The organism is Mesorhizobium sp. M8A.F.Ca.ET.021.01.1.1 (assembly GCF_003998025.1).
GTDB lineage: Bacteria > Pseudomonadota > Alphaproteobacteria > Rhizobiales > Rhizobiaceae > Mesorhizobium.
Genome location: NZ_RZSJ01000163.1, coordinates 1 through 10983 on the forward strand (window position 1 = coordinate 1; position 10983 = coordinate 10983).

13 protein-coding genes and 1 pseudogene are annotated in these 10983 nt (G+C 62.0%); 8 read left to right on the forward strand and 6 right to left on the reverse strand.

Annotated features, from left to right (window positions below):
* Positions 1-644, reverse strand: a pseudogene (locus EOA36_RS15125) (cysteine--tRNA ligase); the annotation flags it as partial.
* Between the two features lie 418 nt (positions 645-1062).
* Between EOA36_RS15125 and EOA36_RS15130 the strand changes: the two are divergent.
* On the forward strand, positions 1063-1218 hold the full coding sequence (locus EOA36_RS15130; RefSeq protein ID WP_127278312.1) for a hypothetical protein: 156 nt from the start codon (positions 1063-1065) through the stop codon (positions 1216-1218).
* Between the two features lie 68 nt (positions 1219-1286).
* Here the strand turns inward: EOA36_RS15130 and EOA36_RS15135 are convergent, their stop codons facing one another.
* Positions 1287-2048, reverse strand: a complete 762-nt coding sequence (locus EOA36_RS15135; protein WP_127278313.1) for an SOS response-associated peptidase — start codon at positions 2046-2048, stop codon at positions 1287-1289.
* Positions 2049-2167: 119 nt separating this feature from the next.
* Between EOA36_RS15135 and EOA36_RS15140 the strand changes: the two genes are divergently transcribed.
* The 4 genes from EOA36_RS15140 (at position 2168) to EOA36_RS15155 (ending at position 4565) form a co-directional block, all read left to right on the forward strand.
* Positions 2168-2590 (forward strand): NUDIX hydrolase, encoded by a 423-nt coding sequence (locus EOA36_RS15140; RefSeq protein ID WP_127278314.1) that lies wholly within the window; start codon positions 2168-2170, stop codon positions 2588-2590.
* Between the two features lie 129 nt (positions 2591-2719).
* The gene (locus tag EOA36_RS15145; protein WP_127278315.1) at positions 2720-3097 is read left to right on the forward strand and encodes a TIGR02301 family protein; all 378 of its coding nucleotides are present in this window, start codon (positions 2720-2722) and stop codon (positions 3095-3097) included.
* A gap of 352 nt (positions 3098-3449) precedes the next feature.
* Entirely contained in the window at positions 3450-3707 is a 258-nt protein-coding gene (locus EOA36_RS15150) for a hypothetical protein (protein ID WP_015318556.1), read from the forward strand.
* A 69-nt stretch (positions 3708-3776) separates the two neighbouring features.
* Complete coding sequence (locus EOA36_RS15155) at positions 3777-4565, forward strand: hypothetical protein (RefSeq protein ID WP_189522148.1); 789 nt, start codon at positions 3777-3779, stop codon at positions 4563-4565.
* Positions 4566-4616: 51 nt separating this feature from the next.
* On the opposite strand, the gene EOA36_RS15160 is transcribed toward EOA36_RS15155, so the two are convergent.
* The 3 genes from EOA36_RS15160 to EOA36_RS15170 all read right to left on the reverse strand — a co-directional run bounded on the left by EOA36_RS15160 (position 4617) and on the right by EOA36_RS15170 (position 7039).
* The gene (locus EOA36_RS15160; protein ID WP_127278317.1) at positions 4617-5354 is read right to left on the reverse strand and encodes a nucleotidyl transferase AbiEii/AbiGii toxin family protein; all 738 of its coding nucleotides are present in this window, start codon (positions 5352-5354) and stop codon (positions 4617-4619) included.
* Positions 5355-5424: 70 nt separating this feature from the next.
* Positions 5425-5631 (reverse strand): hypothetical protein, encoded by a 207-nt coding sequence (locus tag EOA36_RS15165; protein WP_245464358.1) that lies wholly within the window; start codon positions 5629-5631, stop codon positions 5425-5427.
* Positions 5632-5707: 76 nt separating this feature from the next.
* Positions 5708-7039, reverse strand: coding sequence for a dihydroorotase (locus tag EOA36_RS15170; RefSeq protein ID WP_189522169.1), 1332 nt, complete (start codon positions 7037-7039; stop codon positions 5708-5710).
* Positions 7040-7114: 75 nt separating this feature from the next.
* Here EOA36_RS15170 and EOA36_RS15175 point away from each other — a divergent pair, with 75 nt between their 5' ends.
* The 3 genes from EOA36_RS15175 to EOA36_RS15185 all read left to right on the forward strand — a co-directional run bounded on the left by EOA36_RS15175 (position 7115) and on the right by EOA36_RS15185 (position 10817).
* The gene (locus EOA36_RS15175; RefSeq protein WP_127278320.1) at positions 7115-7975 is read left to right on the forward strand and encodes a folate-binding protein YgfZ; all 861 of its coding nucleotides are present in this window, start codon (positions 7115-7117) and stop codon (positions 7973-7975) included.
* On the forward strand, positions 7975-8610 hold the full coding sequence (locus EOA36_RS15180; protein WP_127278321.1) for an HD family hydrolase: 636 nt from the start codon (positions 7975-7977) through the stop codon (positions 8608-8610). The genes EOA36_RS15175 and EOA36_RS15180 overlap by 1 nt, the downstream gene beginning before the upstream one ends.
* Before the next feature lie 65 nt (positions 8611-8675).
* Positions 8676-10817, forward strand: coding sequence for an EAL domain-containing protein (locus EOA36_RS15185; RefSeq protein WP_127278322.1), 2142 nt, complete (start codon positions 8676-8678; stop codon positions 10815-10817).
* 15 nt (positions 10818-10832) lie between these two features.
* Here the strand turns inward: EOA36_RS15185 and EOA36_RS15190 are convergent.
* A partial coding sequence (locus EOA36_RS15190; RefSeq protein WP_189553219.1) for a fatty acid desaturase occupies positions 10833-10983 on the reverse strand: 151 nt, incomplete at its 5' end.

Here is a 10983-nt window from a genome sequence, read left to right on the forward strand (position 1 = left end):
GCCGAAGACAGTTTCCACAGCACGAAATCGCCGGGGTTTTTCTTGTGGGCGTCGACGGCGATGCGGGCGCCGGCCTGCTGCTCGTCGAGATTGCGTTTCGACAATTGCCCATAGTCCGGCATCGATGCAGTATCGAACAGAACTTCGCCCGCCGCGACATAGGCGTGGCCGCGCCCGATCAGGCTTAGAATCAAGGTGATCATGTCAGCCTTACCGTCGGCGCGGGGCTCGACGAATTCGGTGGCGCGCGGCTCGACCGTCGGCTCCAGGCAGCCAAGCGTGGCGACGTCCCTGTGGAACTGGTCGGCGGTTTTTTCGGTAACCCGCCGGATCGCTTCGTTAAGCGACAGTGTGCCGGCTGATATCTCGCCGCCGAAATCACGCAACGCGCGCGCGTTGATCTTGTCGTCGACGTCGGTGATGTTGCGCACATAGGTGACGTGCGTCTCGCCATAGAGATGGCGCAGCAGACGGAACAGCACGTCGAAGACGATGACCGGCCTGGCGTTGCCGATATGGGCGAAGTCGTAGACGGTCGGGCCGCAGACATACATGCGCACATTTCGCGGATCGATCGGCACGAAGTCCTCTTTCGCGCGCGTCAGCGTGTTGTAGAGGCGCAGGCCCTGCGATGCGTCAGACATTCCAAGCCTTCCCGGTTTCAGAACTTCTTGTCTGGATGGAGCCAGCCCCGCGCCGAGGCGCAAATCAGACTCCAGCCTGCTGGCCGGGGCGTTTGTCCAATCTGGGGAAGATGAGGCGAAAACGTCCGGACCAGCGCGAGGCTAGCCAATAATGCATATGCCACAAATGGCGAAAGACGTTTTCATGGGCGGCTTTATCGCCCCGACCAGTGTTGCCGTCAAGTCGCTGATCCCGGGAAAAACATCGCGAGGGCTGGCAAACGCATCGCCCGATTACACGGAATCAGCCAATGAAACATTTTATTAAACATGTCGGCACAGTCATGAAACATTCGCCGGCTAGATCAGCAAGCGTCACGATTTGGTCGGATTCGGCGACCAAGTCGCATACACGAAAACGTTATCTGGGAAGAGAAACATGTCTCGAAGCAAGCAGGAAGCCAATCGCGCCAAGCAACCGGCGCTGGCCAACCACTATCGTGCGATCGGTCCGGCAGCCATCGTCGCCGCCCTTCTTCACACCGCCAAGAAGAAGAAGCCGGCGCAGAAGATCGTATCGCCCCGCGCCGCCTGAAGCGGCGCCCCGGCCGACACCGAGGGCGCGAACAAGCGCCCTGAACATAAAGACCCCGACTGGCTTCGCTAGAACAGCGTCATCTGACTGTCGTCCGCGCCGGGTTTCTGGCGCCTGACTTTCTCGGGTTCCGGCCCAACCTCGCCTCTCTCTTGAATCTCCGGTCCGGTGTTGGCGACCTTGTTGACAAGGCCGGAGACAGGGATCGCCTCGAAGAAATCGGGCTGTGCCGGCCGCAGCAGATGGGCGACATCGCGCGGTTCGAGCGTGCGGCAATCCAGCCAGCGGGCAAAGTCGGAGACATCGATCACCACCGGCATGCGGTCATGGATATGGGCGATGTCGGCGTTGGCGTTGACGGTCAGGATGGCGCCGGTGTCCATCTCCGAGCCGCCCGGCTCGGCATAGGTTTCGATCAGGCCGGCAAAGGCGACCAATCCGCCATGCCGCGGCCGGATCCAATAGGGTTGCCCCTTCCTGCCTCCGGTCTGCCGCCACTCGTAAAAGCCGGATGCCGGCACCAGCGCACGGCGATGGCGCATGGCGGCCTTGAACGAGGCCTTTTCGACTGCGCCTTCCGAGCGCGCGTTGAACAGCAGCGGAAACTCCCTGGTGTCCTTGACCCAGGCAGGAAGGAGCCCCCAGCGCACCAGCATCGGCTGCCGATCCGGCAGGTTGGAGCCTGCAGCCCGCGGCACGCCAGCAGTCGCCATCAGGACCGGCTGCGTCGGCGCGATGTTGTAGCGGGCCGGGAAATCCTCGAGCTCGGCAAGGCCCAGGAAGGCGGCGGTCCGGTCCGGCGTGGCGGTCAAGGCAAAACGTCCGCACATGATGGAGCCTTTCGAATGGTTCGGCTCCGAAAGTGGCTATGGAACCGGTGTTGCGCAACCGGTAATGCTTCCTCTTACCGGGCGGTCCACAACAGACCGGCCCGCGAATGAGCCTGATCATGAACGAAGCACGAAAGACACTTCCCGCCGTCTCGGTCGCCGTCGTGCGGGGGGACAGCATACTCCTCGTGAAACGGGCAAGGCCGCCTTCGCAAGGGCTCTACGCCTTTCCCGGCGGCAAGGTCGAAGGCGACGAGACGCTGGAGGATGCGGCACGGCGTGAACTGGTGGAAGAGACCGGCTTGCGCGCCACCGGCTTGCGGCCTCTTCGGGAAATCCACATCGACGGCAGGGACGACAGCCACCCAGTCGACTATCTGCTCACGGTCTTCGGCGCCGCCTATGCCGGTGGCGAGGCCGTGGCCAGTGACGACGCCGAGACAGCGGCCTTCTATACACTCAAGGAGATGACCCTGCTGCCGCTTGTCGGCTCGGTATTCGCGGTCGCAGAGGAACTCCTCGGTCCCCTTCAGACCCACTGAGGCGGCACTGAAAATCGCCTTGCAGGCGACAAATTGTTTCGTCACAAGGCTTATGTTGTCTCGCCAGCCATGACGGCCTAAGCCGTTCGACAGACGATAACGGCCTAAGCCGTCGGTCAGAGAAGATCTATGAACCGTCCGTCAATACTCCTCGCCATTTGCCTTGCTGTCAGCGCGGCTGTCCCGGCGCGGCCTGCCTTCAGTGCCGAGTCGCCGTTCGAGCCGGGGCTGATGCGGCTGGCGGAAGTTCTGGGGTCACTGCATTTCCTGCGCAATCTGTGCGGGGAGAAAGGCGACCAGTGGCGGGACGAGATGGAAAAACTGCTCGATTCGGAAAACCCTGACCCGGAACGCCGCGCCCGCTTCATCGCCAGCTTCAACCGCGGCTATCGTTCCTTCGGCGGCACCTACACCCAGTGCACCGCTTCGGCCACTGAAGCCATCAGCCGTTATATGAAGGAAGGTGAGACGCTGTCGCGCGACATCGCCTCGCGTTATGGCAACTGAGCATCCATCAACAGATATCAGGCCCGTCGCGACCGATGATCGCCATATCCGGCTTGTGCCTGTCCAAGTCTTGGTGCAATCCTGATGTTGCACTTCTGCAACAGCGTTAATCAAACGTTACCACGCGAATGCGGAATTAACTCAAACTGAAGGTTTTCGCCCCGCAGGCCGGCCTAATCGGCTAAGTTTGATCCGGGTTGAAACGCAGCTTCGCCAAACACAGTCGGCCCCTGTAACAGACGATCTAAAAAATGTCGTATTTACAGATACTTACTTGGAGCTGCCTATGAATGGAACAGATCAAGCCTGATCCACACTGATGGGTTGCCGCTTGAAAGGGTGGACATCGCTTATGGAACATGCTGCCAACGACATCGACGCGCTGGTCAGGGAAGAGAAGCGCCTGACGGCGGTTGAGAGCCACAGCGAAGCCTGGGCGGAAGGTCTTTCGGCCGGCATCGAGCCCGAGATCATTGCCGAGGCGGCACTCGAAACGGCATTCGGCGAAATGCTGCGCGCCAATGGCGAGACCTCGGCCCTTGCCCTGCTGGACCGTATGCGTGAAAAAGTGATTGCTGGCGCCTTCGAACCCGAGCGGCTGCGGCACTGAACCGATATCAGGTTCTTTGACGATTGGATGCCGATCGGGCACCATGCCCGGAGCAGGGAGATACGGGCAGTGAATTTTCCGATGTCAGGCAGGCCGAAGGGCCTTGTCCTCTACATCCGCCTCGCTGCTTGCTGTGGCGCGATTGCCTTGGCGACGTGCCTGGCCAGCAGCCCTGCCTATGCACTGAGCGAGATCAAAAACGAAGAACTCCCCTCGCCGGTCACACCGTCGACGGATGGCGATAGTTCAACGCCCGGAAGCACAGTTCCCATGCCTGACCCGGTGGGGACATCGCCTTCGAGCAGCCAACCGGCCGCTCCCGACGCCGCGGAGCCTGACACTCCATCGGATGGCGGCAGCAACAGGCCGCGTGTCGATCCCGAGGCGCCCCTGCCGGAAGTCGTCTACGACCTCGGCAAGCTGCCCGAGCCGGTGCGGCGCATGCATGACCTGATCATCGAAGCCTGCAAGAGCGGCGACATCGAGAAGCTCAGGCCCTTGATCGGCAAGGGCGACAGCATGACCCAACTGTCGCTTGCCGATATCGATGGCGACGCCATCGCCTTCCTCAAAGGGCTGTCGGGCGACCCTGACGGCCAGGAGATCCTGGCTATTCTGGAGGAGGTGCTCTCCGCCGGCTACGTCCGTGTCGATGCGGGCACGCCACAGGAACTCTATGTCTGGCCGTATTTCTTCGCGCTGCCGCTCGACAAACTCGACGCCAAGCAGCGGGTCGAGCTGTTCAAGATCGTCACGGCCGGCGATTTCGACGACATGAAACAGTTCGGCGCCTACATCTTCTATCGCGTCGGCATCACACCCGCCGGACAATGGACCTTCTTCGTGGCCGGCGATTGAAGCCATCGCCTGCCTGGTTGCGCCAGGATGCAAGCATCGTAGACGATGTTGCTATTTGAGCGGGCTGGCAGGTTCTTCGCTGATGTCAGCATCAGGCCAAATGCGAATGCTCTCATTTCGAAGAGCCGAAATGGCGCCGCAAGCCATGTCAGCCTCCATCTGTAGGATCTCGGCTGCGTAATTCAATTCTTCCGCATCCCGAAGCTTGTTAACCACCCAAACAACCTTGCGCTGGATATCCTGTCCATATGCAGCCTGGGCCTTGGCTACAGCGTCGCTCGGGATCTCCCGGTAGGCGCTGATCAACATCCCCAGATCAATAGCATCGCGATAGCCGACAGCACGGTCTTGGCATCGATCGGCATTCGCCAATAACTTCTCGGCGAACATGTCCGAGGGGGTCAAAGAAGGTACATTTAGATCGTCGTCGAAACGACCTTGCAATGGGATGCGGGCTTCACGAACGATTTCAAACTTGATCAATTGCCCCCTCAACTTTACCACGGTCCTCAGGCCATACTGATCAATCCGAAAATCCCGTACAGCTTCGACTGGTTCAGGAAAGAATGCCCTTACACCGCGTTCGACTGCTGACATTCGCAATTGGCGATAGCCGTCGACGTCCGCGCACAGAAAATCGACGTCCAACGACCGCCTATACTCGCCCAATTTCAACACAATCGCCGTCCCGCCACCGAACCAGCATTGGGCTGCGGTCAGGAAATCGCGGTCCATAAGCGCGAGGGCTTCAGCGATAATCCTGTGTTCCGGCTTTCTGAATTCCTTCATGGCTTCCGCTCGCGAAATGTCCGGTTTTGAGGTTGCAAATGCGAGGCGAAAACCAGCACAGGAGGACAATTCAGCCGGCAGTCAGAAGGATACCGTGACCGAATTCGCTGGCGAGATTCTGGATAAGCAATTTCTCGCGCGTCGTAAGCCGTGTCTGATCGACAAAGCGCCAATTGCGCTCGTACAACGCAAATGCTTCGTCGGCCGGGATCAGTCGCGCGGCATCGCGATTCCACAAGAGCGCTTGCAGCTCTGGAAACTCGGCGGGGTCAATCATAGGCGCGATATGTGCCTGCATAATGCCTTGAACATAATGCGGAACGCTTAAAAATCAACGCACAGCCACTGGTTGCCTAACCAGGCAATGCCTCGGAGAACTCCACCGCCCTGCCCTGGCCTGGCACGGCGATTTCGCCTTCCCACATGACGCGCTGACCGCGGATGACGGTGCCGACCGGCCAGCCGGTCACCTGCTTGCCGTCATAGGGTGTCCAACCGGCTTTCGAGCCGGCCTGCGCGTTGGTGATGGTCTCGCGCCGCTTCATGTCGACAATGGTGAAATCGGCGTCGTAGCCGGCGGCGATGCGGCCCTTCCGGGCCATGCCGAAGATGCGCTGCGGGCCATGACTGGAGAGATCGACAAAGCGCTGCAGGGTCAGCCGGCCGGCATTGATGTGGTCGAGCATGATCGGCACCAGCGTCTGCACGCCGGTCATGCCCGAGGGTGAAGCCGGATAGGATTTTGCCTTCTCGGCCAATGTGTGCGGCGCGTGGTCGGAGCCGAGCACGTCGACAATGCCCTGCGCAATGCCATGCCAGACGCCGTCGCGATGGCGCTTGTCGCGCACCGGCGGGTTCATCTGGATCAGCGTGCCGAGGCGCGCATAGTCGTCGGCGCTCAGCGTCAGATGGTGCGGTGTGGCCTCGCAGGTCGCGACATCCTTGTGTTGTTCGAGGAACAGTATTTCCTCGGCGGTCGAGATGTGCAGGACGTGGATGCGGGCGCGGACGTCGCGCGCGATGCGGACCAGCCTTTCGGTGCAGCGCAAGGCGGCGATCTCGTCACGCCAGACCGGATGCGATGACGGGTCGCCCTCGATGCGCTCGCCCAGGCGCTCGCGCAGGCGGAACTCGTCCTCCGAATGAAAAGCGGCGCGGCGGCGGGTGTTTCGCAGGATCGAGGCGACACCTTCATCGTCCTCGACCAGCAGGTCGCCGGTGGACGAGCCCATGAAGACCTTTATTCCAGCGGCCCCCGGCAAACGTTCGAGGTCGCCGACGTCCCTGGCGTTGTCGCGGGTACCGCCAACCCAGAAAGCAAAATCGCAATGCATGCGGCCACTGCCGCGCCGGACCTTGTCGGCAAGCGTTGCCTCGCTGGTGGTCAGCGGGTTGGTGTTGGGCATTTCGAACACGGCGGTGACACCGCCCAGCACCGCCGCGCGCGAACCCGTTTCCAGGTCTTCCTTGTGCTCCAGTCCCGGCTCGCGGAAATGCACCTGGCTGTCGACGACGCCCGGCAGGATATGCAGGCCCCGGCAGTCGATCGTCTCGCCAGCCGAGGCCTGGCGCAGATCGCCGATCGCGGCGATGCGCCCGCCCGTCACGCCGACGTCGCGCAGCCCCTCGCCGTCATGATTGGCCACTGTGCCGCCTGTCAGGATGAGGTCGTAGGTCATGGTGATGCTCTCTTGCGGGGGGAGTGTCAGCGGCTTACGTAATGGCCAACCGTTTTGCAAGATCAGGCTTTTATCCGCCCCATGCCCTTTGCCCTGCTGAAAGACCGCGCGCTCATCATCGTCTCCGGCCCGGATGCCGAACACTTTCTGCAAAACATCCTGACCACCGATCTCGATGCGCTTGGCAATGGTGAGGCCAAGCCGGGCGCGCTGTTGACGCCGCAGGGCAAGATCCTGTTCGACTTCCTGATCTCGCGGGCCGGCGAAAACGCCTTCCGCATCGAATGCCGTGCCGACGTTTCAGACGATTTCATTCGCCGGCTGATGCTCTACAAGCTTCGCGCCAAGGTCGAGATTGCCAAGTCGGAACAAACGCTTGTCACCGTCGCGTGGGGAAAGGAATCAATCGCCTCAGAAAGTGATTCAACCGCGGTCGCCGACAGGCGCTTTGGCGACGAAGGCGTCACGCGCTTCTATGCCGGCACCGCGGATACCGGCGACATCGCCGCGTGGCAGGCCTTTCGCATCGCCCACGGCATTGCCGAGAGCGGACCCGACTATGCACTCGGCGATGCGTTCCCGCATGACGTGCTGCTCGACGAGATGGGCGGTGTCGGCTTCAAGAAGGGCTGCTATGTCGGCCAGGAGGTGGTCTCGCGCATGCAGCATCGGGGCACGGCCAGGCGGCGCGTGCTGATTGTCGAGGCCGGGCTTCCCCTGCCCCCCGTCGGCACCGAACTGACTGTCGAGGGGCGGTCGGTTGGCACGCTCGGCTCAAGTGCCGGCACATCAGGGCTCGCCATTGCCCGCATAGACAGGGTCAAGGCGGCGTTGGACGTTGGCCAACCAATTCTGGCGGCCGATGCTCCGGTGACGCTCACCATTCCTGCCTGGGCCAAATTCAGTTTCCCGCAGGATGCCGCCGGCACGGAGGAAACCTGATGGCGGCGGACCGCGCCGGCGCGCCACCACGCGCCTGGCAGCGCATGCTGTCAGGCCGCAGGCTCGACCTGCTCGACCCCTCGCCGCTCGACATCGAGATCTCGGACATTGCGCATGGGCTTGCCCGCGTTGCCCGCTGGAACGGCCAGACCAGTGGCGAGCACGCCTTTTCCGTCGCCCAGCATTCGCTGCTGGTCGAGGCGCTGTTCAACGAACTGGTGCCCCAGGCTTCGGCCGACGACCAGTTGGCGGCGCTGCTGCACGACGCGCCCGAATATGTCATCGGCGACATGATCTCGCCATTCAAGTCGGTGATGGGCGGCAGCTACAAGGATTGCGAATTGCGCCTGCAGCGCGCCATCCATCTGCGTTTCTCGCTGCCTCCCGAACCGGCCGCGGTACTCCGCAAAGAGATCAAGCGCGCCGACCAGATCGCCGCCTATTTCGAGGCAACGCTGCTCGCCGGCTTTTCGAGCGCCGAGGCGACGGAGTTCTTCGGCCGCCCGCGCGGTTTTTCCGCGGAGCGCTTCGACTTCGCGCCACGCTCGGTGACCTCGGCGCAGAATGCCTTCCTGAAGCGGTTTTCGGCGATCGAGACGTCAAGACATCACGTTGCGACATCCGCGCTAGGGTAGAAAACGCTAAATTAACCGGAAGCGTCAACAGTGTGGTGTTCGATCAAGCACCGCAGGGGCGCCTCATGCCCGTCGTGGATGTCAAGGATGGTTCGGTCGGCCCGGAACGGGCGGCCGGAGGCGTGGAACGCCCTCGCCGCATGCAAGATGAGCTGCGCGAGCAGAACGAACGCTTTTCAGCCGCTGTCGAAAACATGTCGCATGGCCTGTGCATGTTCGACGCCGATGAACGCATGATCATCTGCAACCGCAACTACATCGACATCTTCCACCTCGACGCCAAGGTGATGCGGCCGGGCATCCGCTTCATCGACATCCTGCGGCATAGCGTCGACCTCGGCGTCGCCTCGCAAAGCGCCGACGAGCTCTACGCCATCCGCAAGCCCTATATCGACCAGGCGAAACCTTCGGCCTACGAAGAAATCCTGGCGGACGGCCGCATCATCCTTATCTCGCACCGGCCGCTGGCTTCGGGCGGCTGGGTCTCGATCTACGAGGATATCACCGAACAGCGGCGCGCCGAGCAGGATCTCAAGGAGCAGCATCGCCGCTTCGACGCCGCGCTCGCCAACATGTCGCAAGGCCTGCTGATGTACGACGCCGACGGCAAGATGATCGTGCGCAACGGGCGTTTTCTGGAACTGTACAATGTCACGGCGGCCGACTTCCCGCTTGGAACGACGCACCGCGACGCCCTCGAACGATTGCTGGAACTCGGCATCTACACGAAGATCGACGTCGACAGCGAAGTCGCCAAGACCGAAGCCTGCCGGCGGGCGGGCAAAATGCATTCGACTTATCGCCATCTCGCCGACGGCAGGACGTTTCTGGTCGTGCGCCAGCCGATGAGTGGCGGCGGTTGGGTGGCGACGTTCGACGACGTCACGGAACGCCGGCTGGCCGAAGAGCGCATGACCCATCTTGCGCATCACGACACGCTGACTGGGCTGCCCAACCGATCGATGTTTCGCGAACGGCTCGACCATGCGCTGGAGGATGTGGCCGCTACGCCGCTCGCGATCTTCTCGCTCGACCTCGACCGTTTCAAGGCTGTGAACGACACCTGGGGACACCCTGCCGGTGACTGGCTGTTGAAGAGCGTAGCCGAAAGACTGCTGCGTTGCCTGCGCGACGATGCGGACATGATCGCCCGTTTCGGCGGCGATGAGTTCGTCGTCATCCAATCCAACTCCGTGGGCATTGCCGATGCCGAGAAACTGGCGAAGCGCATCGTCGAGGCAATCGCAAAACCATTTCGCGACAAGAGCCGCGAGATGCATGTCGGCGTCAGCCTGGGCATCGCCGTTTCCCCCGCCGATGGCCGTGACGCCGACACGCTGCTGAAGAACGCCGACACGGCGCTCTATCGGGCGAAGAGCGAAGGGCGAAACCTCTATCGCTTCTTCGAACCTGGAATGGACGCCGCCGTGCAGGCCCGGCGGGCGCTTGAAGTCGACCTGGAGACCGCGCTGCCGCGCCAGGAGTTCGATCTCGATTTCCAGCCCATCATGAACATCGCCTCGGGCGAGATCATCGGCGCGGAGGCCTTGATGCGCTGGCATTCGCCGGCGCGCGGCAAGGTGGTGCCGGACGACTTCATTCCCGTCGCCGAAGAGACAGGGCTGATCGTGCCGCTTGGCGAGTGGGCGCTGAGGAAAGCCTGCGCGACGGCGGCTAGCTGGCCGCCGGGTTTGCGCATTGCGGTCAATGTCTCGGCGGTGCAGCTCAAAAGCAGCGGGTTTGCCCGCGCCGTCATCTCGGCGCTGGCTTTTTCCGGCGTCCCGGCCGGACAGTTGGAACTGGAAATCACCGAAACCGTACTGATGGACGAGAGCAAGGCCGTGCTGAAAACGCTGCGCCAGTTGCGTGAGCTCGGTATCCGCATCGCGCTGGACGATTTCGGGACCGGCTATTCCTCGCTCGGCTACCTCAGGCGTTTTCCGGTCGACAAGATCAAGATCGACCGATCATTCATTCGCGACATGGGCAATCGCGACACGGCGGCGATCGTTCGCTCTATCATCGGTCTCGGCACCGAACTTGGCATCGTCGTCACCGCCGAGGGCGTCGAAACCGAGAGGCAACTCGACATGCTGCGCGACAACGGTTGTGTCGAGGCGCAAGGCTATCTGATCGGCGTGCCGTCGAAGGCGGCTGACATCCAGCGTCTGTTGAAAGCGCGTGCGCCGCGCAGCCAGACCGGCTGACGCATCGGCGCAAGGTCAGCGCAGCGTCTCCAGGTATTTCTCGTGGAAGCTGACATAGCCGGGCTCGACCACCTTTAGGTGCCGCTCGATCAGCGCGTGAAACCGCGGCAATTGGTGAAACGGCACGCCGGGATAGGCATGATGCTCGGCATGGAACGGCATGTTC

Coding starts and splice junctions, on each gene's coding strand:
- EOA36_RS15130 (WP_127278312.1), top strand. CDS start 1,063: ATGTCTCGAAGCAAGCAGGAAGCCAATCGCGCCAAGCAACCGGCGCTG.
- EOA36_RS15135 (WP_127278313.1), bottom strand. CDS start 2,048: ATGTGCGGACGTTTTGCCTTGACCGCCACGCCGGACCGGACCGCCGCC.
- EOA36_RS15140 (WP_127278314.1), top strand. CDS start 2,168: ATGAACGAAGCACGAAAGACACTTCCCGCCGTCTCGGTCGCCGTCGTG.
- EOA36_RS15145 (WP_127278315.1), top strand. CDS start 2,720: ATGAACCGTCCGTCAATACTCCTCGCCATTTGCCTTGCTGTCAGCGCG.
- EOA36_RS15150 (WP_015318556.1), top strand. CDS start 3,450: ATGGAACATGCTGCCAACGACATCGACGCGCTGGTCAGGGAAGAGAAG.
- EOA36_RS15160 (WP_127278317.1), bottom strand. CDS start 5,354: ATGAAGGAATTCAGAAAGCCGGAACACAGGATTATCGCTGAAGCCCTC.
- EOA36_RS15165 (WP_245464358.1), bottom strand. CDS start 5,631: ATGATTGACCCCGCCGAGTTTCCAGAGCTGCAAGCGCTCTTGTGGAAT.
- EOA36_RS15175 (WP_127278320.1), top strand. CDS start 7,115: ATGCCCTTTGCCCTGCTGAAAGACCGCGCGCTCATCATCGTCTCCGGC.
- EOA36_RS15180 (WP_127278321.1), top strand. CDS start 7,975: ATGGCGGCGGACCGCGCCGGCGCGCCACCACGCGCCTGGCAGCGCATG.
- EOA36_RS15185 (WP_127278322.1), top strand. CDS start 8,676: ATGCCCGTCGTGGATGTCAAGGATGGTTCGGTCGGCCCGGAACGGGCG.